16 protein-coding genes are annotated in these 23,938 nt (G+C 58.0%); 3 read left to right on the top strand and 13 right to left on the bottom strand.

The window, feature by feature from the left end; translation table 11 throughout:
- Positions 1 to 11 precede the first annotated feature (11 nt).
- Together H6973_15275 and H6973_15270 are read left to right on the top strand one after the other, a co-directional pair.
- Positions 12 to 1,610: an aldehyde dehydrogenase family protein gene (locus tag H6973_15275; protein MCP5126948.1), complete on the top strand. Its 1,599-nt coding sequence runs from the start codon at positions 12 to 14 to the stop codon at positions 1,608 to 1,610.
- Between the two features lie 32 nt (positions 1,611 to 1,642).
- Positions 1,643 to 2,527 (top strand): patatin-like phospholipase family protein, encoded by an 885-nt coding sequence (locus tag H6973_15270; protein MCP5126947.1) that lies wholly within the window; start codon positions 1,643 to 1,645, stop codon positions 2,525 to 2,527.
- Between the two features lie 5 nt (positions 2,528 to 2,532).
- Here the strand turns inward: H6973_15270 and H6973_15265 are convergent, their stop codons facing one another.
- Positions 2,533 to 3,768, bottom strand: a complete 1,236-nt coding sequence (locus H6973_15265) for an MFS transporter (protein ID MCP5126946.1) — start codon at positions 3,766 to 3,768, stop codon at positions 2,533 to 2,535.
- A gap of 41 nt (positions 3,769 to 3,809) precedes the next feature.
- Here H6973_15265 and H6973_15260 point away from each other — a divergent pair, with 41 nt between their 5' ends.
- Positions 3,810 to 5,171, top strand: a complete 1,362-nt coding sequence (locus H6973_15260; protein ID MCP5126945.1) for a hypothetical protein — start codon at positions 3,810 to 3,812, stop codon at positions 5,169 to 5,171.
- Positions 5,172 to 5,182: 11 nt separating this feature from the next.
- Here the strand turns inward: H6973_15260 and H6973_15255 are convergent, their stop codons facing one another.
- The 12 genes from H6973_15255 to H6973_15200 all read right to left on the bottom strand — a co-directional run bounded on the left by H6973_15255 (position 5,183) and on the right by H6973_15200 (position 23,937).
- Positions 5,183 to 6,703 carry an ATP-binding protein gene (locus tag H6973_15255; GenBank protein MCP5126944.1) on the bottom strand — a complete coding sequence of 507 codons (1,521 nt, stop codon included), beginning with the start codon at positions 6,701 to 6,703 and terminating at the stop codon, positions 5,183 to 5,185.
- 74 nt (positions 6,704 to 6,777) lie between these two features.
- Positions 6,778 to 7,347 (bottom strand): Uma2 family endonuclease, encoded by a 570-nt coding sequence (locus H6973_15250; GenBank protein ID MCP5126943.1) that lies wholly within the window; start codon positions 7,345 to 7,347, stop codon positions 6,778 to 6,780.
- Positions 7,348 to 7,410: 63 nt separating this feature from the next.
- Complete coding sequence (locus H6973_15245; protein MCP5126942.1) at positions 7,411 to 8,145, bottom strand: type III pantothenate kinase; 735 nt, start codon at positions 8,143 to 8,145, stop codon at positions 7,411 to 7,413.
- On the bottom strand, positions 8,142 to 8,942 hold the full coding sequence (locus H6973_15240; protein ID MCP5126941.1) for a biotin--[acetyl-CoA-carboxylase] ligase: 801 nt from the start codon (positions 8,940 to 8,942) through the stop codon (positions 8,142 to 8,144). The genes H6973_15245 and H6973_15240 overlap by 4 nt, the downstream gene beginning before the upstream one ends.
- Before the next feature lie 170 nt (positions 8,943 to 9,112).
- Positions 9,113 to 9,310, bottom strand: a complete 198-nt coding sequence (gene ccoS, locus H6973_15235) for a cbb3-type cytochrome oxidase assembly protein CcoS (protein ID MCP5126940.1) — start codon at positions 9,308 to 9,310, stop codon at positions 9,113 to 9,115.
- A gap of 18 nt (positions 9,311 to 9,328) precedes the next feature.
- Positions 9,329 to 11,953, bottom strand: a complete 2,625-nt coding sequence (locus H6973_15230; protein MCP5126939.1) for a heavy metal translocating P-type ATPase — start codon at positions 11,951 to 11,953, stop codon at positions 9,329 to 9,331.
- A 3-nt stretch (positions 11,954 to 11,956) separates the two neighbouring features.
- The gene (locus H6973_15225) at positions 11,957 to 12,763 is read right to left on the bottom strand and encodes a FixH family protein (protein ID MCP5126938.1); all 807 of its coding nucleotides are present in this window, start codon (positions 12,761 to 12,763) and stop codon (positions 11,957 to 11,959) included.
- Positions 12,760 to 14,157: a cytochrome c oxidase accessory protein CcoG gene (gene ccoG, locus H6973_15220; GenBank protein ID MCP5126937.1), complete on the bottom strand. Its 1,398-nt coding sequence runs from the start codon at positions 14,155 to 14,157 to the stop codon at positions 12,760 to 12,762. The genes H6973_15225 and ccoG overlap by 4 nt, the downstream gene beginning before the upstream one ends.
- Before the next feature lie 234 nt (positions 14,158 to 14,391).
- Entirely contained in the window at positions 14,392 to 17,487 is a 3,096-nt protein-coding gene (locus H6973_15215; protein MCP5126936.1) for a response regulator, read from the bottom strand.
- 65 nt (positions 17,488 to 17,552) lie between these two features.
- Positions 17,553 to 18,383: a substrate-binding domain-containing protein gene (locus tag H6973_15210; protein MCP5126935.1), complete on the bottom strand. Its 831-nt coding sequence runs from the start codon at positions 18,381 to 18,383 to the stop codon at positions 17,553 to 17,555.
- A 94-nt stretch (positions 18,384 to 18,477) separates the two neighbouring features.
- On the bottom strand, positions 18,478 to 20,643 hold the full coding sequence (locus H6973_15205; protein MCP5126934.1) for a bacteriohemerythrin: 2,166 nt from the start codon (positions 20,641 to 20,643) through the stop codon (positions 18,478 to 18,480).
- 27 nt (positions 20,644 to 20,670) lie between these two features.
- On the bottom strand, positions 20,671 to 23,937 hold the full coding sequence (locus tag H6973_15200) for an efflux RND transporter permease subunit (protein ID MCP5126933.1): 3,267 nt from the start codon (positions 23,935 to 23,937) through the stop codon (positions 20,671 to 20,673).
- Position 23,938 lies beyond the last annotated feature (1 nt).

Genomic DNA, 23,938 nt, shown 5'->3' with positions numbered 1-23,938 from the left:
AGGAACGTCTCATGAGCATCTCCCAGACTTTCGATGCGCGACAAACCGTCTGCGTCAACCCCGCAACTGGTGAAGTGACCGGCCATTCCCCGATCAACACGCCAGAGGAAGCCCGCGAGGCCCTCCGCCGCGCCCAGGCCGCGCAACTGGTCTGGGCCGCGCTGCCATTGGCGGAACGGATGTCTTATCTTCTGCGACTGCGCGATGATCTGGTAGATCATGCCGACGCGATCAGCGCGATGATCTCCCAGGATGTCGGCAAAACCCGAATCGAGGCGCTGGCCACCGAAGTGTTGCCCAGCGCTCTGGCAACCGATTATTACGCCAAAAACGCCCGGCGCTTTCTCAAACCGCGCAAGATCCGCAACGGTTCGCTGCTGTTTCTGAACAAGCGCAGCCGGCTTTATCGGGTTCCCTTCGGCGTGATCGGCATCATCGCCCCGTGGAATTATCCGCTGGGCATTCCCATACATGAAATCGTCCCGGCCTTGCTGGCTGGCAACACGGTGATTTTCAAAACCGCCCCGGAAACGCAAAGGGTTGGGCGCGTCATTGAGGAAATGATGCAAGCCGCCAGGTTACCGGAAGGGGTATTTACTCATCTCAACCTGCCGGGCGCGGTTGCCGGTGAGGTGTTGCTGGAACCCGGCCATCACGTCGACAAACTGTTCTTCACCGGCTCCGTCCCGGTCGGCAAACTCCTGATGGCGCGAGCGGCGGAAACGCTGACCCCGGTTTCCCTGGAACTGGGCGGTAATGACGCCATGCTGGTTTGCCCGGACGCCAATCTGGAGCGCGCGGTGAATGGCGCGATTTGGGCCGGTTTGCAGAACAGCGGCCAGTCCTGTGGCGGCGTCGAACGCATTTACGTCCATCAGGAGGTGTATGGACCTTTTACCCAGCGCCTGAAGGAGCGGGTAGAAACGCTCCGCCAGGGACCGGACGTTCAGCACAATGTGGATATCGGCGCTATGTGCACCGAACGCCAGATCAAAACCATTCAGCGCCAGGTCGACGACGCATTCACCAAGGGAGCTGCTATTCTCGCCCAAGTCACCATTGATCCGGCTCATGCCCACGCCCAGTTTTACCCAGCCACCGTGCTGGTCAACGTCGATCATCGCATGGAACTGATGCGCCAGGAAACCTTTGGTCCGGTGCTGGGGGTCATGCAAGTCCGGGACATGGAAGAAGCGCTTGAACTGGCCAATGATTCCAGCCTGGGTTTGACTGGCTCGGTCTGGTCGAACAACACATCGGCAGCGGTAGCTTTGGGTCGGCGCATCCAGGCGGGAGTGATTACCATCAACGACCATTTGCTGACCCACAGCATGGCGGAAACGCCGTGGGGTGGATTCAAGGAGTCCGGCATTGGCCGCAGTCATGGCGAACCGGGTTTTGATGAGATGACCCAACCCCAGGTGGTCACCACTGAACTGCTGCCCTTTGCCCGGCGCAACCTGTTCTGGCATCCCTACGACGCAACGCTCTACGCGGGTTTAAAGGGCGCGTTACAGTTGCTGTATAGCCATGAGTTTGGCGAGCGCTGGCGCGGTCTGTTAAGCTTTGCCAAATTAATTCCCCGCATGTTCAGCCATTCATCAAGCTGACGGCGCGATTGTTGGCAAAGTCAGGAATTCCAATGCCCACCACTGATTTACAATCCCAGGAACCCCCACGCCCGAAAATCGCTGTCGTGCTGTCCAGTGGCGGCATTAAGCCCCTGGCCGCCATTCCGCTGTTTGAATTTCTGGACGAGGAGCATCTGCCCATTGATTTGCTGGTCGGATGCAGCGGCGGCAGCGTCATGAGCGCCTTGCGCGGTTCAGGCTATGGCACAGCAAAAATCCTGGAGTTGATTGCCAAGGTCGCCCGGCGCGATCTGTTTACCCCCATTGATTTCCGGGCGGTGCTGGGCATGGCCGGATTGCCTTTTGGGCGATTCAATACACAAACCGGCCTGATTCGTCCGCAAAACCTCAAACAGGCGCTCTACGAGATGTTCGGCCAGCGCCGGATTGAGGAACTCCATCCTAAAACCCTGCTCCAGGCCACCGATATTGAAACCGGTGAAGGGATCATCATGGAACAAGGCCCGCTGGTCGACGCGGTTTACGCCTCAAGCGCCGTGTTTCCCTTGTTGCCCCCGATTCAGATGAAGGGCCGCTGGCTGGGCGATGGCTACTACACGTCCTCATTGCCCGTCATGGAGGCGGTAAAGCGCGGCATGGATGTGATCATCGCCGTCATTTTTCACGACCCGATCAACACGCAGGCCAACAGTTACATGGCGTGCCTGTCCAACTATTACACGATTCAGGGCGACGCCATCACCCGGTTTCAACTGGCGCTGTCCATCGATATGCATGAACATGAAATCATCATGATTAAAGTCCCGTTCAAGAACCCGATCAATATGTGGGACGTTCACCATATCCCGGAAATTATCGAGACGGGTCGACAGGCCATCGCCGGACGAAAAGCGGATATCCTCAGTGCAATCCATACCTTTTCCAACCGATCCTGATCGGACTACGCGGTTGGCGACGGCGATTCCCGTGCTACATGCGCGATGACCCGATTGCTGGTCGGCCAAAACAATGCGGTCACTATTAGCACCACAATGCCGCTCATCAGCGCTGCGCCATGCGGTCCCCGCCATTCGCCCAGCCAGCCGCCGATCAGATTGCCTACCGGAATCGAACCGAACGCCGCCAGCAGGTAAAACGCCATGACGCCAGCCCGATGGTCGTCATCGATACTGAGTTGTAACAAGGTGTTAGCGGCGACGCCCTGGGCAATATACGCCAGGCCCAGTAATACGGTAACCACTAAAGCCGGCCCTACCCCTTCGGCTTGCGACAGCAGGATGAGCGCTAATCCCAACAATACGGCGGCTTGGCGAAACAATGGCCACAATCGCGCCGGTTGGCGTTGAGTCCCAACCAGGGCGGCGCCGATCAATGCGCCCACGCCGATGCCGCCCATCAACCAGCCCAGGCCCTGCGGACCCGTCCCGAGCACCTCGCGCGCCCAGATCGGCAACAACACATAGATCGACATGGTGGCGACCGCTACCGAGGTATAGGACAAAATCAAATAGCGTAAGGGCGGCGCGCCAAGAATCAATCGCAGATTGTCCACAGCGCCTTGACGCCGTGCTGACTTGACCGGGATCGGCGGCGCGCTCAGCCGCATGAGCAGCAAGGCGCTGATGATGCACAGATAACTGAGCGCATTCAGCAGAAAACAAGGCGCAGGCCCTGTTTGCGCCATGACCCAGCCAGCGATGGGCGGCCCGATCGCGCGGGAGGTATTGAACAGCATCGAATTCAGCGAAATCGCCGCAGGCAGATGCTCCCGGTTCGTGACCAACCGGGGGACAAACGCCTGGCGAGCCGGACTGTCGAACGCGGTCAGAATGCTTTGCAAACAGCCCATAGCGACAATGAGCGCCAGGGTTAATAAATCGAAATGCGTCAATACCGCTAACGCCAGAGCCTGCAACATAAACAAGAATTGCAGAATCAGCAACAAGCGCCGCCGATCAAAACGATCCACCAGCGAACCGGCAAAGGGTAGCAGCACCAGCACCGGCAGGTTGATCGCCGCGCTGAAGTAACCCAGCCACAGCGCGGAATCGGTCAATTGGTAGAGTAGCCAGTTAAACGTTGTACTCTGTATCCAGTAGCCAATTAAGGAAAGACTCTGCCCGGTGAAAAAAAGCGCATAGTTGCGTTCCTGGAATGTCCTTAACAAGTTGTACATTCTGTATTTTCCCTTCACTCTTCGAGAGGAAAGCCTGAATAATGTCCACCATCGATACTTTATCGCCCCAGGAAAGCTGGGATCGCCTGCTGGAAGCCCATCGCCTCAACAGTCAAGATATTGTCCGACTACAGCAATGGCAACGCGATGCGGGGCTATTTTTACAGGAGAAACCCCGAGCGCGCACCTTGCGCCCTCACCTGCTGGAACCGGCGCAATTGGAGCGTGACCAGCGCATGGCGCGGGCCGTAGTGATGGCGCTGGTCCACGCCAGCCAGCGGCTGGAGCAAGATCAGGCATTAGCCCGGCGGTATTTAGGGGACTGGGTGGACCGGTTTGGCGACCTGCTGACCCTGGATCCAGGCTATCCCCAGCGCGCGGTGCTGGCCCGGATGGATGTGCTGCCGACTGTCGAGGGACCGAAGGTGATTGAATATAACACTACCCCAGGCGGTATCCTACCGGGCGATCAATTGAGCGTCCTGTTCCAGCAACTCGCCGGTCAAATCGGCTTTGATCGCGATTGGCAAATTCATCCGCTATTGGTATTGCCCGCTGTGCGCGACGCGATCATCAAAACCTATCAAGCCTGGGGTGGATCGGGCGCGCCGTTGCTGATTTTTGCCGTGCCGCATGAGTTAAAGGATTTTATCGGCCAAGTCCAGATCACTATCGACGCCTTGGCAAGCACTGGGCTAAACGCGCGCATCGCTGATCCCGGCGAGCTGGAATTCGCCGATGGAGCGTTGCGTCATCAGGGTGATCCCGTTGGCGTGCTGATCCGGGTCTTCCTGCCGGAAATGATTCCGGGGCTGGGCGACCGTCTGCGCGGCATTTTCGCAGCAGTGCGGGCTAGGGCGGTCTGCATGGTCACAGCCTTCCGCAATACGCTGCTCGGCCATAAAGCGCTATTCGCTCTGATTACCGATCCCGATATCGATTTGGGATTGCCCGCCACAGTCAGCGACTTGGTGCGAACGTATGTCCCTTGGACCCGTCTGCTGATTGATGGACCGACCCGCGATCCCTCGGGCCAGCGTATCGATCTATTGCCGTGGGCCGTTGCTCAGCGTCAGCAATTGGTATGCAAGCCGGTGTCCGGCTATGGCGGCGCGGGCGTTATCCTGGGCTGGATGGTGGAGGAGGCGCAATGGCGCGCGCATCTGGAACAGGCGATGCAACGCGGCGGTTCGCTGTTGCAACAACGAGTAACACTGATTCCGCAAACCCATCCTACCCTGGCCGAAGGTCTGCCCAACGTCGATTTGTACGCTGACCAGAATATTTTCATTGCGGATGGCGAATTGGCCGGTTACCTGACGCGTCTGGCCACAACCCCCATCACCAATGTCTCCCAAGGCGCCAGCATCGTCCCCAGTTTTGTGGCGACGCCCCGGGAATAGGGTAAATCATTTCAGGCAGTCGGCGTTGCTTGATAATGCGGGTCTTGGCGACGCACATAATCCAGCAGGGCGCGGCTGTCCTTTTCCGCGACCTCGATCCGGTCATAGTCCACTGCGCAACCGAGCAGGCAGGTCATCAGCAGGGCGTCGCCCTCGCGCATTCCACCCGGCAACAGGCCCGTGAAGAAAAATCCAACTTGTTGCAGGGTTGCGGCGACTGCCGGCGTGTTCGGGTCGAGCAGGTTCAGGAAACAGAAAACCACCGGCGTCTTGTTCAAACGCAGGCCAAACAGGCGCTCCTTGATCTGAGCCAGTAGATCATGCCCTGCAACGCGCACCGACAATTGCGCCAGATTGCGCTCCCGCTCGACGACGATTTCCAGTTGACTCGCTGCCTCTGGCAACGGAGCGACGGTAGCATCCAGTTCAGCGGGCAACTCGCAGCGTTCGTAAATATCGGCAATGAAATCACGGTGCGCTTCCGGAACATACAGGGTAACCGGCGCTCGCTCCGCCAGGGTCTGAAACACCAACAGGGTGGAAATCCGCTGGGGAACCTGATCGGCAATACCCTTGAATTCCACCGTTTCCGGGCTACGCGCCGGTAATAATCCAACCGCCACGCCCAGGCCCTGCCGCTTCACCCGTTGCGAAGCCGTATGCGCAGTGGTGAAGTTAACATAAATTCCGGCCAGCCCCAGTTGTTCAACCGCCGCTTGCAAGGCCGCCATACCGACCTTTTCCGCCAGGCCATGACCGCGCGCTTCCTGTCGGGTCGCCGCCAGCCCGAGTTCCGCCAAGGTCGGCATCTCTGGAGAACGTAGCAGAGCAATGTGTGAAGCAACCATGCCGTTGCCTAGTACAGCAACGAAAGAATGGAGTTGCCCTTCAGCCTGCAAGCGGCGCAGGCGGTCCGGATAGTAGGGCACATCGGACATATAGGTGTAGCGGTAGGCGTCGTAGATCAGCCGCGAGACCTCCACGGCTTCCTGGGGTTGCATGGGCCGCACTTGCAATGCTGCGAAATCCTCGGCGGTCGGCAGTCGGGTCGCCTGGCGGAAATCCGGCTGCTCTTCCGGGGGTTGCCAGGAACCCCGCAGGCGTTTTAGCAAGCGAATCTCCTTGCCGCGCCCGCCCAGGTTACGCGCCTGGAACACATCGACCAAACGCGCCGCCAGGTAACGGCCCAAACCCGCTGGTGCCTCCAAAGTGGTTGGATCAACCCCGGTAAAGTCGGGTAATAATTCTGGATCAAAGGGACGGCCCCGGTCGCGAAAGACGATCTCTAAATGCTCTGGCTCCTGCAAACACTCGACAGTGAAACTCACTGCTTCGCCCGCCGCGTAAGCATGCTGCAGAATATTCATGCTGAGTTCTTCGGCGACGATTTCCAGATGCGTCAATTCCGGTTCCTGAAAATCCATGGCGATGGCGCAGCTCTTGATAAACGCCTGCACCACAGGTACGGCGTTCAGCGCATTGGGCGCTGACAAGTGGAAGCGATTACTAGGCCAATCAGATTCTTTGGACATACAGAGCGGCTCCGTTGAAACTTGTCATGATGAGGCGAGTTCCCTTGTCAAGTGACAAGAATCCTATTACCTGTTTAAAACTCGACTTTGTCGTAAATCTCCGCCAGCGCCAGATCGCAGTCGATAGAGCAGAGTTTGAGCGTACTTTCGAGACCACGGCTCTCCGTGAACAACCATTGCTGATCCGGTTGCCGCCGGTAAGACTCAATATGTGGACGATCCTGGGCAATCAGCACATATTCGGCCAGCGACTCCAGACTGCGGTAGTGTTCGAACTTGCGGCCCCGGTCATAGGCTTCAGTCGAGTCTGACGATACCTCAACGATTAAGGTCGGATTCAGCAGGGTGTCAAAGTGGCTATCATCAAATTGCGCCTTACCGCAGACCACGATCATATCGGGATAGGTGTACAGGCCCGTTGGACTGACTTTGACCCGCATATCATTTGCGAAGAGCTTGCAGGGGCGTTTTTTAAGCTGATTGCCGAGTTCGATAACTGTATTAATAACAATCAGATTATGCGCTTGGCTTGCGCCGCTCATCGCGAACATTTCACCATCAAAATATTCGCTTTTGAATTCGGCGCTGCGCTCGATAGCCAGATAATCTTCCGGCGTCAAATGAGGCTTCGGTTGCATGGACATGACAATAGCTCCAATAGCGATAGGTCTGAAATGATTTTGCCACAACCGAACACAGTTTGTGCGCTAACTTTGGTCAGCGATCACCTGCAGTCCCGTGAAAATTAAATCCGGCTCCCAGCGATATTCAGCTTGCAAACAGGGCAACACGGCCTGCGCATCGCCGCCGGTCAACAGACGCACGCCCGGACCGTGATTGGCGATCATCCGCCCGGTAATCCCGTCAATCGCCGAAGCAACCGTATACAGCGCCCCACCCCAAACACCATCGCGGGTATTCTGTCCGAACAGCAGCGCCTCGCCGGATTCGGGAGGAATCTGCCGTGTTTCCCGGTACAGCGCTTCGCGCATCAAACGCATTCCCGGCATGATGACCCCGCCCAAATGCTGGCCATCGACCGTCAGGGCGTCAATGGTCACTGCTGTCCCGCAATCCACGATATAGCAGCCCTGACCGATCAGGGCATGGGCGGCGATCATGGCCACCCAACGGTCCGCGCCCATTCGTTCCGGTTCGGCGTAGGAATTGCGAATACCGCAGGCCGCCGCCGTCGAGACCACAAATTCGGCCTCAATGCCCCAGGCCCGCCGAATCCAGTGCGTCAACGCCGCCCGCGTTTCAGAACCCGTCACGCTGACAATGAGAACCCGGGTCGGTCGGATCAACTCAAGCCATTGGTCTTCGAGCAAATCCACCCAGCTTCCCTCACCATGACCGGCTTGGCCACGTTGCTGGAAACCGCCTGCATCGAAAATGGCCCATTTGATCCGGCTATTGCCGACATCCGCCAACAAGATCACGCTTCGACTCTCAAACTGATCTCGCCGCCGATGTAGGGTTTGATCTCCCCATCTGCAGTTTCCAGCAATAACGCTCCGGTCGCATCCACGCCATGCGCGACTCCCGTCATGGTTGCATTCGGCAGATGCAGGCAAACCCGGCGTCCTTTGACTCGATCAAAGCGCGCCCATTCCGCCGCCAAATCGGCAAATCCAGTCTGTTCAAAACACAAGAAAGTTTCCAGCAACTCACTGATCAGGCAGGCTGCCAACGAGTTACGGGAAATGGACTCGCCAACCAGGATTTCCTGCAAATCCACCCAGGGTTGATCAATGATGGCGGCTTCCTGGCGCGGCAACGACACGTTGACCCCGATGCCCGCCACCACGTAAAAATCTCCGGATGCGCCGCCGGACTCCAGCAAAATGCCGCCCAGCTTGCGCTCACGCCACCACACGTCATTGGGCCATTTCAGCCCGACTTCGGCGGCGCCCACCTTTCTCAGGGTACGCGCAACGGCAATACCGGTCGCCAGACTTAAACCGCTCAACGCCGCTGGATGAACCGTGAACCGCCAGAGCAGCGAATACGCCAGACTAGCGCCAAAGGGAGTCAACCAGTTGCGTCCCTGCCGGCCTCGGCCCGCCGTTTGCTGTTCGGCCAGACACACGACGCCACTCGGCCAGTGCGCCTGCGCTCCAGACATTAAATAGCGGTTGGTCGAGTCCAGGATCGGATGTACTTCCAGCCGATGCAACGCAGTGCGGGCGGCCTCCGTTAATCCGGCCAGAATGCAATCCCGGTCCAGCAGGTCCACAACGGGTTTCTGCAAAGCAGGCAATTAGAATAACTGACCCCATGGAACAACCGAGAAAAAGCTCAACCACGATATGATGAGCAGGATGATGATGACAACAAGCGGGAAGTTTTGGAAAGTAAACATCAGGATTCTCCTTACGGTTTATGTAAAAATGTAACTGAAAATTCTCAATCATCCAGGGATTGATTGTTATTCTGCCGGCGGGAATACCGGGGAATGCGCGGATCATCGTCGTCCATCAGGATACGATGAGCCGGTCCCTCCAGGTCGTCAAACTGCCCGGTGCGCACGGCCCAGAGAAAAGCCCATAGCGCCACGCCAATCACTCCCAAAGCCATCGGTATTAAAAATAACAGGATTCGCATCAGGCGCGCACCTCTCTCTCAATTCTGGCGGAGTCGCAAGGCATTGACTACCACCAGCAACGAACTGAATGACATGCCAATGGCCGACATCCAGGGCGTGAGCCAACCGCCCGCCGCCAGCGGCAACGCCACCAGATTGTAACCGATCGCCCAGGCAAAATTCTCACGCATGATAAACAATGTGCGTCGAGCCTTATCGACTGCTCGCACCAGATGTTCCAACCGCTCCGACAAGAGAATCATGTCTGCCGTGGCGTGCGCCAACTGCGTCCCGCTGCCCATGGCCAGCGAGACCTGGGCCGCCGCCAGCACCGGCGCATCGTTGACGCCATCGCCGACCATCGCCACAACCGCGCCTTGCCCTTGCAATTCTCGCAACCGGTTCAGTTTATTCTGCGGTGAAAGTCCCCCATGCGCTGAAACAATAGCCACTTCCCGAGCGACTCGCGCCACAGTATCGGGCTGGTCGCCACTCAACAATTCCACAGTTAGACCACGATTCTGCAAGGCTGCCACAGTTTCTGCTGCACCCGGACGTAGCGCATCGGTCAACTGAAACCAGGCCAACAGGCCGGTCTCATCGCCCAGCGCGACCCAGGTGCTGGCGGCGTCAACTGCTCTTTCGGCTCCCCTGCTCCTCTCCTCCAATTCATCACCTGGATGCGGGCGGGAGGCGCCAGGCTGCAATGCCTGCACAAATTCAGGCTGACCCACCCGGTAACAGCGCCCTTCAATCCAGCCTTCCACGCCGCTGCCTGGCGTATTGCGCAATTCCACCGCTTCGGGAATGACCGAACGTAACTGTTTAGCCCCCCCCTTTGGCAAAGGGGGGTGAGGGGGGATTTTGGCCCCGTCGCCCGTGCGGAATCCCCCCCGGCCCCCCTTTTTCAAAGGGGGGAGGTGACCGCTTACGACCGAACCAGCGGCTTCCGCCAAGGCGCGACCTGCTGGATGTTCCGAACCTCGTTCCAGCGCCGCCGCCAGTGCCAGGCAGCGGTCTGGCTCCAAACCGTTCACCGACTCTATGGCGACCACCTGCGGTCGGCCATAGGTCAAGGTGCCCGTCTTATCGAAAATAACCTGCGTCACCCGCGCCAGGGTTTCCAAAGCATGTCCCCGGGTGGTCAGCACCCCCAATCGGGTCAATGCGCCGGTCGCGGCAACCATCGCGGTCGGCGTGGCCAGCGACAGCGCACAGGGACAAGTCACCACTAGCACCGACAGAGTCACGCGAAAGGCCGTGTCGAAGTCGCTCAGCCACCACCAGACTGAAAACACGCCAGCGGCCACAACCAGCAATGCGGCGATAAACCAACCGGCGATCCGGTCGGCCAGCAAGGCTAAACGCGGTTTTTCCCCCTGAGCGCGATCCAGCAACCGGACAATCGCCGATAGCACCGTTTCCGCGCCAACTTTCTCAATCCGCATCACCAGCGGACTTTCCACATTGACTGAACCGCCAATCAACGTTTCGCCCGCCTGCCTAGGCAAGGGCAAACTTTCCCCGCTGAGCAACGATTCATCAACATGGCTGGCGCCCTCTTCCACCCGGCCATCGGCGGGAATCGTCTCGCCCGGACGCACCAGCACCTGATCGCCAACCGCCAGTTCTGCAACGGGAACGATTTCCTCTCCACCCATGCGATCCAATCGCGTCGCAGTTGCCGGCAGCATCCGCACCAGCGCCTCGGAGACTTGTCCGGCCCGGTGACGGGCGGCCATTTCCAGGAACCGGCCGGTCAACAGGAAGAATACGAACATGGTCACCGAGTCGTAGTAAATCTCGCCATGACCTTGCGCGGTATGCCAGATGCTAGCGGTAAAGGCGGCCAGAACGGCTAATGCTACCGGGACATCCATGCCCAATTGCCGGCGACGCAGATCACGCCAGGCAGTCGTGAAAAAGGGTTGCGCCGAATAGGCGACGACCGGTGCGGTCAGGATCAGGCACACCCAGCGCAGGAACTGACGAATCCATTCCTCCATGCCCTGGTATTCACCCACGTACAGACCCACAGCCAGCATCATCACCTGCATGGCGAACAATCCGGCCACGGCCAGACGCCGCAAGGCAACGGTGCGCTCGCGCTGGTGCAGGGCTTCCTGGCGACCAGGATCGAAAGGATGGGCGATATAGCCGATAGCGGCGATGGCGGCGAGAATCTCGCTGAGCTTGATTTGACTTTCGTCCCAGCGCACCCGCGCGCGGTGGGTCGAATAATTAACCCGGAATTCCAGAACGCCAGGCAGAGCGTTCACATGCCGCTCATTCAGCCAGACACAGGCAGCGCAAACGATGCCTTCCAGGATCAGAGCCGCCTCGCGAACCTGTTCACTTTCGACCCGAACAAAGCTCTTTTGCAAATCGGCTCGGTCGTAGAGTTCCAGACCACGCAACTGCTCGGGAATCAGATCCTCCGCTCGCTGGGAACGAGTGGTGCGATGCCGGTAGAAATCAGTCAGTCCAGCAGCGACAATCGCTTCGGCCACAGCTTGGCAACCGTGACAACACATCGGCTGGCGTTGACCGTCAATCGCCACCGCGTAATGCGCGCCCGGTGGAACCGGCAGACCGCAATGAAAACATTCGACTGTGGAATCAGCGGCGGGTGGAGCGGTCGGCGGTTCAGCCGTGACAGACATGGATTATTGCGCCGACGAGTGCGCCAGGACCGACGTGTTGGCCTGGATCTCGTGCAATTCCTCGCCTTTACGGATACTTAACGCCAGATTCCAGCGCCCGGCGGCAGGCAGGGTCACTTTCGATTCATAGATGCCCGGCGCGGTTTCCTGGAGGGTAAAATCGACATCCAGCGCTTTCGTGGCGGGCCGGAGAAATTGACCGGCCACGTTCGCGCCGGTCACTGGCTCCTCTTCACGAGTACGCACTGCGACCCGGAACAATGCCGGTTCATCAACGACAGGTCGGCCCAGCCAACCTTTTTGCACCTGCCAACCCCGCTGCCGCTGCCGCTCCACCTGCTGTAGATACTGGTTATACAGCGATTCCTTCTTGTGAAAATCGTGCGAAACCACCCCGGGAAAGACCGAGGTGACCGCGCGCTGGCTGTCGGCTTTAGGCAACAGCCGATCCCAGAGAGAGGAAGTCAACCCACGCTCGGCGACTGCGATGAATACCGCACCCGACGCCACCACGAACACGAAAAAGCCACCGATCACCGCTGGCCCCCAGTGTAAACCCCGACCGTGGGCGCGGGCGCTCAACACCATGCCACAGCCCAGCGACGCCAGCAGGTAAATCGCCACATGAATAGCGAAGATATCTCCGCCCGGCCAGCGCACAATGGCATAGGGCGCATACAGACCCAACGTCGTTAAAGCGACCGTCATCGCCGCCTGCTGGGCGCTCATGCGGGTAAAGCGCACCAGAAGCAGATTGACGAGAACAATCAGCCCAGCGCCCACTGCCAGGCCAAGCAACAGCGGGTTCATCCCCGATGTTCCGGGATGTAGAACGGCGCTTGCTGACGGATCGGTTTGACCGATGCACCATCCAAGGCTTCAATAATGAAAGTGATTTTGTCGCCGGACGCACTATCGAGCCGAGATGGCGGAACCTGCACCCGCGCAAACAGCTTGATCCGCTCCTGCGGGGCCAGCTCCAGCTCCTCCATGCCGCTCATGTCCAGGGTTGCGCCAGGCAGGCCCTCAATCCGAATGCCGACCTTCATCGGTTCAGTCAGCTTGTTGTTCAGCTTGATCTCGTAGGCATTGCGAATCCCGCCATCCGAAAGCTGGGTATACAAAGGCTGGCGAATCTGCTCCACCGTTCCGGTATAGGGTGAACGGGTAAGAACGCTCCATGCCAACGTTGCCGTCGCCGCGGTCAAAATCACCCCGTAACCAACGGTTTTCGGTCGCAGGAACCGGGTCTTGCCACCGTTCAGGGCATTTTCCGAAGTGTAGTTGATCAAGTCCTGTTCGCAGGAATCAATGCACAGCGCGCAGGAGATACATTGATATTGCAAACCGTCGCGAATATCGATCCCCACCGGACAGACCAGGACGCAATGTCCGCAGTCGATGCACTCGCCGACGCCTTTCGCCTTGCGCTCTTCGGGCGTCTTGAACCCCCGGCGCGGCTTGGCCCGACCATTCGGTCCTTCGCCTCGTTTCTGATCGTAGGAAATGATCAAGGTGTCGTGATCGAACATAGCGCTTTGGAAACGGGCGTAGGGGCACATGTAGATGCACACCTGTTCACGCGCCAGACCGGCCATGACAAAGGTCGTTACGGTGAGGAAGATCGTGGTGAAATAGGCCGCGTAAGGCGCCTGACCGGTGAAGAACTCGACCACCAGGGTTGGAGCGTCGACCCAATACATGGTAAAGCTTAGACCGGTCCAAAAGGCGACCACCAGCCACAGGGCATAGGTCCCGCCCTTCTTGATCAACTTATCCCGGTTACTCCAGGGCTTGCGATCCAGACGCATACGCGCCGGTCGTTCACCCTGCACCCAGTGTTCGATCATCATGAACAGATCGGTCCACAGGGTTTGGAAACAGAAGTAACCGCACCATACCCGCCCAGCTAGTCCGGTGACGAAGAACAGCAGAATGGCGAAGATAATCAGGACTCCGGCCAGCCAGAAAATGTCCTGCACCTGAATGGTCAGGCCGAAGATATAGAAATGTCGACCGGGTAAATCGTATAGCACCGCCTGATCCGGGGCGTTGGGCCGATCCCAGCGCAGCCAGGGCAACAGGAAGTAGATGGTCATCGCCAAGGTCAGAATGCCGGTCTTGAGATTACGGAACGGCCCCTTGACTGAGCGTGGATGAATATGAATGCGCTTTTGATAAAGCTGAATAGCCTCTTCGGACATATTCCACCTGCCTGTGATTAAAAATAATGTTGATATTGACCTTAACAAACGCCAATTGTCCTTGCGATCCATCAACCATGAGGGGGGATCAGACCACTCTTTCTTTTAAGGTTGAAAAATAGAATCAAAAGGTTACAACAAAAATTTGTGCAAAGCAACAAAATTAACGATATGGAATCCGAGTCAGGTTTTGGCGTTGCCAAAGTGGCGCGTTTTTATTTTGTCTGGGGGTGGCTAAAGGGTGCGTTCTTCTTTCTCTATTTCCGCGGTCAACGCATCCTGAACCCCTGCATAGTGGCGTTCTACCTCTTGCAGCAGCGCGGGAACCTCTTCCAGGCACCGGTCCCGACCCCGTTGCTCTAGCTCCTTGCACAAGGCCGCTAATTGCGTTGCCCCCAGGTTGGCGCTGCCCGACTTGAAACTATGCGCCGCTTGGCGCAGCGCCTCGCCATCATCGGCGGCGACCGCCTCCCGCAACCGTTGAAGCAAGGCCGGCGAGCTAGCGAAGTACATACTGATGATCTTGCCCAACAAGCTGGGCTGGCCGGGTTGTTGCAATGCGCGGATTTCGGCCAGGGCGCGCTCGTCCAACGGCGAATCAGCCGGAGAAAGCAACGGCGCAGGAGGCGGAGCTGCCGGCAGGGCCGCCACGGCGTCACTCGTCACGGAATCCGCGACCCGCGACTGAGGCGGGACGGCGGCGGGCACCCAGCGATCTAGTACAGCCGCCAGTTGCGCCGGCTCGAACGGTTTACTCAGGTAATCGTCCATCCCAGCCGCCAAGCACTCCTCTCGCACCCCCTTGATGACGTCAGCGGTCAAGGCGATGATCGGTACTCGCCGACCGCCCTCGGCGATTTCGCGTCGCCGCCAAGCCGTGGTGGCGGCAAAGCCGTCCAGCACCGGCATTTGACAGTCCATCAGCACCAGATCAAACGGCTCGCGCGCCAATGCATCCATAGCTTCGCGCCCGTCGTTGACCAACTTGACCCGGCAACCCAGATTTTCGAGGATGGCGAGCGCCACTTGCTGGTTGACCAAATTATCCTCGGCCACCAACACACGGGCATTGAAGCGCGGTGATTTCCCCAGTGGGATAGATCGGCTGGTCACAGGGGCCGTTAGCGGGGCGGCTGGTCGTGCGAGCCGGCACAAGGCATCGTAAAATTCGGTTTGGCGCACGGGCTTCGGTAAATAACGGTCGATCCCGGCTGACGCCGCCTGAGGATCATCATCACTCGAACCGCTCGATGTCAGCATGAGGAGACGCAGTGTGTTCAAGGTGGGGTCAGCGCGGATCTGACGGGCAAGTTCCAGACCATCCATCCTGGGCATGTGCCAATCGAGAATCGCCAGGTCGTAAGCCGCCCCCGCTTGCACCGCCTGGCGCAGAGCAGCGAGCGCCTCCGGCCCGCTCGCCACGCCGGTTTCGCGCATCCCCCAGCCGCCTAACTGATAATGAAGGATTTCACGGTTAGTGGCGTTGTCGTCCACCACCAATACTCGCAAGCCCCGTAAATCAGCCCGGGGTGGCGGGACGGGAGTCGAGACCACCCTGGGTTGAATCAGCGCGAGCGTGAACCAGAACGTTGTGCCCGCTCCCGGGGCGCTCTCAACTTCTATTTCGCCACCCATCAACCGCACCAATTGTTTGGTGATGGCCAGCCCTAAACCGGTCCCGCCAAAACGCCGGGTGGTAGAACCGTCCGCCTGGGTAAACGATTCGAAGATTTTAGCCTGGGCCGCCGGATCGATTCCAATCCCCGTGTCGCTCACCGCTATCCGCAACCGCGCTGTTTTAGCGTCTTGCTCCAGCAGCCGCAGGCGAATCAACACTTCGCCCCGCTCGGTGAACTTAATGGCGTTGCCCACCAGATTCACCAAGATCTGCCGCAGCCGCCCTGGATCGCCTTGCAGCGTCCTTGGCAGGTCCGAATCCAGATCGACCGCCAGTTCCAGTCCCTTGTGGTGAGCCCGCTCGGCCAGCAGTACGGCGGTTTCCTCAACGAGTTCCCGCAAGTCGAAGGTTACGGTTTCCAGCTCTAGCCGGCCTGCTTCAATCTTGGAGAAATCCAGAATGTCGTTGATAACCGCCAGCAATGCTTGCGCTGAGTGCAGGATAATGCTGGCAAACCGCCGCTGTTGGGCGTTCAGCGCAGTCTTGCTTAATAGCTCCGACATCCCCAGCACGCCGTTCAGCGGGGTGCGGATCTCGTGGCTCATGGTGGCTAGAAATCGCGACTTGGCAAGGCTCGCCGATTCGGCTACTGCTTTGGATTCGGCCAGTTCCGAGTTGCGCTTGACCAAGCGCTCGGTTAGCGTTTTCAGCACTTGAACCACGGCGGCCACCTCATCTCGGTCTGAACTGGAAATAGATTCGCCAGTCACGTCGATAGCGATCTGTTCAGCTTGTGCGCGTAGCCGGCGCAACGGCCACATGACCCAGCGCAAGGCTAGAATGCCGAGCAAGATGCTGACCACTAGAATCAGCGCCCCATACGCCGCCGAGCGTTGTAGGCCCTGCTCCAACAACTGATAGGCGGCGGCGCTGTCGAGCTGAACCAGGATCACGACGGCCTGATCGACCAAGAGTATGGGCAGGTAGACGCGGGTGTGGCGCAAAGCAATATCTTCCCGATAGATCGGTATCTTCTTATGAAACGCTTCGGTCACGGTTTGGGCATCTAGCTCGGCGACGAGCGGAGAGCTGGAAACCAACGCCTGACCGGATCGCGACAGGATCGCAAGCTCCGCGCCTACGTCCTGGCTCAAGGCCCTGATAAAACTCTCGTTCAGGCGCAGGCTAACGCTCAGCGTACCGACGATCCTACCCTTCGTCTGCAAGGGTTCGATGGCGCGGATGGCCACACCCTCTGCATCAATGGTGCTGGACAGCATAGAGTTACCGGTCAGCGCTTCATATACCCCCCACGCCATGGCGTGATCGCCCCGACGCGCTGGGTCTTTGGAGCGATAGATCACGATCTCCTTATCGTCGGTGATCTCTAAAAGGTTTGTCTTGACAATGTCTTGAACCTGGCCGAGAACCGCTGCAATCATGGCGGCGCGGTCTGGCTCCTTGCGCTGAAGCGCGGCGGGCAACTCGTTTCCAGCCGCCGCCAATCGCGCTATCTCCTGAAGATAAGCACTCTGGCGCGCAATCAAACCGTTGATAATCTGACTAACGGACTTGATCTTGTCGATCTCGCCCTTGCGCACCGTCTCATCCAGCAGATCGCTCGATACCCGGAAGGCAACCCATTGCGAAAGCGTGGCCAGCAGGGCGAACAAGAAGACTAGCGTCATGCTGGTGCTGAGACGGAGCTTCATAGGCCAGATGCTCGGTCGTTCACGGTTAGATTCCCACCATGGGGCGCGGCGTCAATCAATTGCGGTCAATTTTCGGTGGCGGCAGGGAGGACGCCATGCTCGCGCAAGATCTCGCTCCCGGCGGGAGAGCGGGCAAACTCAAGAAATGTTCTGCCCGCCGGCGTCAGCGCGTCGGGCTTGTAAATCAATCCGATTTCCAACCAAAGCGGATAACGTCCCTTTTCCACATTTTCCGATGTTGGTTCGACGCCATTGAACGCCAGATAGACAATTTTGCTGTTGCAAGCGCCGAGGGCTGATTTATTGAGAAACCCGAGGCTGGTCGGATACCGGTCAAGCAAGGTAATCAACTCCGGATCGAGATGCACAACCTTAACGTTCTCGCCGAACACGATGTTCTCGAACGGTTTGATCAGGCGACTGAGCGCTTGTCTGGAAGCATCGGTCGTTTCGCGTCCAATTGCCCGGATGGGGCCGGGATTGCCGCCCAGTTCGCTCCAATCGGTCAGCTTGCCGCTGAAGGCGTCCACTGCTTGCGTTGACGTAATGCTATGCACTGTGACGCCTGCCCCAGCCGCGAATATCACTGGATCGCGTCCGAGGGCGACGTAACTTATTCCCTTGTTGCGCTCATTTTCCTTGAGCGGGCGGCCAACCCGCCCCATGCTGGCCGTACCCGCCTCGACATCGCGTAGCGCGCCAGCAGTTCCCGTAGACGACGGCACTGTTACGATGTGCTCGCTCTGCTGTTGGTTAAAGGCCTTGGCAAGTTGTGTCAAGACATATTCGGGATTGCCGCTGCCGGGAATGATCAATTCCTCGGCAAGCGCGGCGCTAGTGAAGGCTAACATCGCCAAATTCGCGATAATCGTGTGCAGGATACGAAAAAAAGTCATGCGAAGTTTCCTTTGATGGTGCGATGCTGGCGGCGAGCGAGCGCTCACTAGCATTATGAGTCAAGCGCTCAGCTTTTTGAATTTTGCAATTATCTCAAAATTCTTCCCACTCGTCGGCAGCGCCGCTCGTAACTGCTGGAGTTTTTCTGGCTGGAATTGCCGCCAAATGTTGGGCTGCTACGGACTTGGTTACGGTGGCGATGCGTGGTTTTACCCTGTTTTCCATGGACGATCCAGCCCGTTTTATTTCCGGTTTACGCTGGATATAGGGCGCGTACTTCTTATCGCTGCGTTGAATGTGTTCGGTTAACCACGCCTTCAGGAACCTCATCGTCTCCATCTCGACCATATGTTTGCCGCTCTTCACTTTCTTCTGGATTTCGAGCGCTTTGCTAACCAGGTCCGCATGTTTCTTGCGATGCTCGGCTAAGTCCGGATAATGACCAGCCTCCATGCGTTCTTCCTCATATTTGAAATGCTGAGCGGTGTATTCAATCAACTCATCCAGCAGCTTGCCCATCACGCTTTTGCCCTTCCCAACCAGCATTGCCTCATGCAGCGCATTGATCATCCTCACTAATTTTTGATGCTGCTGATCGATCTCGGGATCGTTCACGCTGAAGTCCTCACTCCATGTGATCAGGTCAACAACTCGTTGGTCGTTCTCCGGCGCATTTAGCGCGGCTAGCGTATCTTCATCCAGCTTGAAAAATTCCATTAAATGATGCAATTCGTCCGCTTCCTGATTCATGGTGCGGCTGACCGTCCCGGTTTGATCCACAAGAGCTACGTTCTGCTGGGTGACCTGATCCATCCGCACGATCGCCTGACTGGCCTGTTCAATGCCACTGGCTTGCTCGCTGGCGGCGGCAGCGATCTCGACAACAATGTCGCTGACCTTTTTGACCGACTGGATGATCTCACGCAGGGTATGGCCGGAACGCTCGACCAGATGACTGCCATCACTGACCTTGGCCACGCTGTCGGTAATCAATGCTTTGATTTCCTTGGCTGCGTCAGCGCTGCGCTGCGCCAGTTTGCGCACCTCGCTGGCAACAACAGCAAATCCTCTACCTTGTTCGCCAGCGCGAGCGGCCTCGACAGCGGCGTTTAGCGCCAGCAGATTGGTTTGGAAGGCGATTTCATCAATCACGCCGATGATGTCAGCGATCCGACCGCTACTCTGATTAATCGTGTCCATAGCGGCGATAGCCTGTTCCACCACCTGTCCGCCTTGTTCGGCTTGCGTGCGCGCTGCCGCCGCGAGTTGACTGGCCTGCCGAGCATGTTCAGCACTGTTTTTGACCGTGGCCGTCAATTGCTCCATTGCAGTAGCGCTGGCCTCTAGCGCCGCCGCTTGCTCTGCAGTGCGTTTTGACAGGCCACTGCTGTCGTCGTCCAGCTCATGGGCGATAGCGGTCATGCGCCCGGACAGACGTGCAACGTTCGAGACGATGCCATTAAGACGTGCAGCCATTTCGCTCATGGCGCTCAATAGCTGTGCAACTTCATCACGTCCGGTAATCGTCGTTGTGACTTTCAGATCGCCATTGGCAACGTTATGGGCCATATCTACTGCCTGGTGCAACGGTTTAACAATGCTGCCGGTGACCCAGTAGCTCAACAACGCCAAGAAGAAGAATGCGCCAAACGCCAGAACACCGTTCTCCACCAATTGTCCTTGAAATAGCCGGTCAACATCATCGATATAAATGCCGGTGCCGATAATCCAGTCCCAGGGTTTAAAATGTTTAACATAAGAAATTTTAGGAACGGGCTGCTCAGCGCCAGGCTTTGGCCATAAGTAAGGCACCACTCCGCTTCCTGCCTGTTTGACCGCTTTTACAAGCTCGACAAACAGATGTTTCCCGGTTGGATCTTGCAATCCGCGCAAGTCCTGGCCATCCAGTTCCGGTTTGAAGGGATGCATGACCATGCGTGGCAATGAATCATTGATCCAGAAGTAGTTGTTACCGTCATAGCGCAGGTCTTTGATCACGTCCAGGGCGGCTCGTTGGGCGTCCGTCTCGCTCATACTCCCACTGGCCGCCAGATCATGATAGCGAGCCAGGATGCTATAGACGGATTCAACCAGCTGTTTAGTAGCGGTGATCCGGTCTTCCATCAGCTGCACCCGGATATCGTACAGACCGTGCAGCGTCATGGCGAATAACGCCAGCATGAAGGCTCCAACCAGAAGCTGTAGCCGCAGGCGGATGCTCGGATGCAGGATGCGCGTTAAAAAAAGCTTTTTCTCCACAGCTTACTCCTCCAGGCAGTCGCTTAATCATTTTTCTAGCCGCCGCCGAAACGCAGCGTAATACAGCACCGGGATGAACGCCAGCGTCAGCAGGGTCGAGACCAGAATCCCGAAAATCAGTGAGATGGCCAGACCCCGGAAAATGGGATCATCGAGAATGAACAATGCCCCCAGCATCGCCGCCAGCGCGGTCAGTATGATCGGCTTAGCCCGCACCGCGCTGGAACGGATCACCGCCTCCTGAAACGGTACGCCATTCTCGACCTCCAGATTGATGAAATCGACCAGCAGAATCGAGTTGCGGACAATGATCCCAGCCAGCGCGATCATGCCAATCATCGAGGTCGCCGTGAATTGCGCATGCAGCAAGGCATGGCCAGGCATCACGCCGATGATGGTCAGCGGAATCGGCGCCATGATGATGAGCGGCACAAGGTAGGAATGAAATTGCGCCACCACCAGCAGGTAGATCAGAATCATTCCGACGCCGTAGGCAATGCCCATGTCGCGGAAAGTTTCATAGGTAATCTGCCATTCGCCATCCCATTTCAAACTATAAGTGTAGGGATTATCCGGTGGGCGGATGAAAAATTGTTCAACCGGTTCCCCGGCAATCGGCGTGTCTCGCAGACGGCTAAAAATCTCGAACATCCCATAGAGAGGACTGTCCAGCCGTCCCGCCATATCGCCAAAGACGAACACCACAGGTAGCAAGTCCTTGTGGTAAATTGCGTTCTCGCGCTGCGTCGTTTCAATATCCACAATCTCTGACAGCGGCACGAGGGGGCCAGCCTGACTGCGCATGCGTAAATCCAGCACTGAGGCCATATCCGCCTTGTCAGCGACGGGCAACTCCAGACGCAGCGGAATCGGGTACTTAGCGGTTTCGGAATGCAGATAGCTGACATCCTCGCCGCGTAAGGCGGTATTGATGTCAGCGGCAACTGCTTGTTGCGATACGCCAAGCAATGCCGCCTTGGCTCGGTCGACATGGGCGATCAAGCGTTCGGAAGGAGTCTCCACCGTATCATCGACATCGATGATGTCCGGGGTGGCGCTGAACACTTGCCGGACGCGCTGCGCAGCTTTGATCTGCCCAGGGTAATTCAATCCATAAACCTCCGCGACGAGCGGGGCCATAACCGGCGGACCGGGCGGCACTTCGACAACCTTCACATTGGCGTCATACTTCGCGCCAATTTCCTGCAAGGGACCGCGCACAGCTAGGGCAATCTCATGGCTTTGCCGGTGACGGTGTTTCTTATCCACCAGATTTACCTGAAGGTCGCCGACGTTTGCCCCTTCGCGTAGATAGTACTGACGCACCAGACCGTTGAAATTGATCGGCGCGGAAGTTCCGGCATAGACCTGATAATCGGTCACCTCGGGCACCGTGGTCAGATAGCGGCCCAGTTCGCCTAGCACCCAGGCGGTTTGCTCCAGCGTGGTTCCTTCCGGCATATCCACGATCACTTGGAACTCCGACTTGTTGTCAAAGGGCAGCATCTTCAGCACCACGAGTTGGAAATAAGCCAGGCTGATCGAACCACCGATCATGACCAGCACCGCAATGCCCAACAACCAGCGCAGTGGCCGGCCCTGCCGCCCGCGCAGGAATGGACCAACCACCCGGCGGAACAGGCGATGGGCGAAGTCTTCCGTCCCAGCATTTTCCCCTCCTTGGCCAAGGAGAGGTGGCGCGTCAGCGCCGGGGTGGTTCGACGGTGAGTTTGCCCGATGCAATACCTTGTAGGTCAGCCACGGGGTGAACACGAAGGCCACCGCCAGCGAAATCAACATCCCCATGCTGGAGTTGATCGGAATCGGACTCATGTACGGTCCCATCAACCCGGACACAAACGCCATAGGTAGCAGGGCGGCAATGACCGTGAAGGTCGCCAGAATGGTCGGGCCGCCCACTTCGTCCACCGCCCGCGGAATCGCCTCAACCAACGTGCGCCCGCCCAGATGGATATGCCGGTGAATGTTCTCCACCACCACGATGGCGTCGTCCACCAGGATGCCGATGGAGAAAATCAGCGCGAACAGCGACACCCGGTTGAGGGTAAAACCCCAAGCCCAGGAGGCAAACAGTGTGATAGTCAAGGTCAAAATCACCGCCGCGCCGACGATGAACGCCTCGCGCCAGCCCAACGCAATCAGCACTAACACGATCACCAGGCCGGTGGCGAACATGAGCTTAGCGATCAGAGCCATCGCCTTGTCATTCGCGGTGACTCCGTAGTTGCGGGTCACAGTAAGATTCACGCCTTCCGGAATGAACGTACCCCGCAACTCTTTAACCCGTTTCAGTAGTTGATCGGCGATTTGCACGGCGTTCTCGCCCGGCTTCTTGGCAATCGCCAAGGTCACCGCCGGAAATTCTCCGCGCGTTGCAATGCCGTTAGCCGCCGCCGCTGGACCGGTTCCCAGCCAGACATAGTGCTCTGGCGAATCCGGCCCTAGCCGGACCTCGGCGACATCGGCCAAATAGACCGGCGTTCCCTGGTGCAAGCCGACCACCAGTTGGCCGATCTCTCCAGAATTCACCAGGAAACTGCCGGCCTGGACCGGAATCTCCCGGTTATCGCTCACCAGCGCGCCGGCGTCTGCCGAAGCGTTCGCAGCTTGCAACGAGCGGCGCAATTCGGCCAGCGACAAGTCATAGCCCGACAGCTTGGCCGGATCGAACAGCACATGGACGACGCGATCCGGCGCGCCGATGGTGTACAGATTGCGGGTGCCAGCGACCCGCTTCAATTCGGTTTCCAGGGTATGCGCCACCCGCGCCAGATCGTTGGCGCTGCGCGTAGGGTCTTCGGTCCACAGGGTCAGGGCGACAATCGGCACGTCGTCAATGCCCTTGGGTTTGACAATCGGCTGTCCCACCCCGAGGTTCGGTGGTAACCAGTCTGCGTTGGAATACAATTTGTTATACAGCCGGACGATGGCGTCAGTGCGTGGTTCGCCGACGAAAAACTGCACAGTCAGCGCCGCCATGCCGGGCCGGGAGATCGAGTAGACATGCTCCACGCCTTCGATTTCCGCCAGCATCTGCTCCGCCGGACTGCTCACCAGCTTTTCCACCTCTTGGGCGGTAGCGCCGGGGAAGGGAATGAACACATTGGCGAAGGTCACGTTGATTTGCGGCTCCTCCTCGCGGGGCGTGACCAGCACTGCGAACAAGCCCATCAACAACCCGACCAGAGCCAGCAAGGGCGTAATCTGATTGCGCAGGAATTTTTTTGCAATCGCCCCGGACAGGCCGAGACGGGGTTCGGCGGCCTCGTTCATA

Source organism: Gammaproteobacteria bacterium (assembly GCA_024235095.1).
Lineage (GTDB): Bacteria > Pseudomonadota > Gammaproteobacteria > Competibacterales > Competibacteraceae > UBA2383.
The sequence above is the reverse complement of the archived record's forward strand: the minus strand, read 5'-3'. Positions and strand labels throughout refer to the sequence as shown.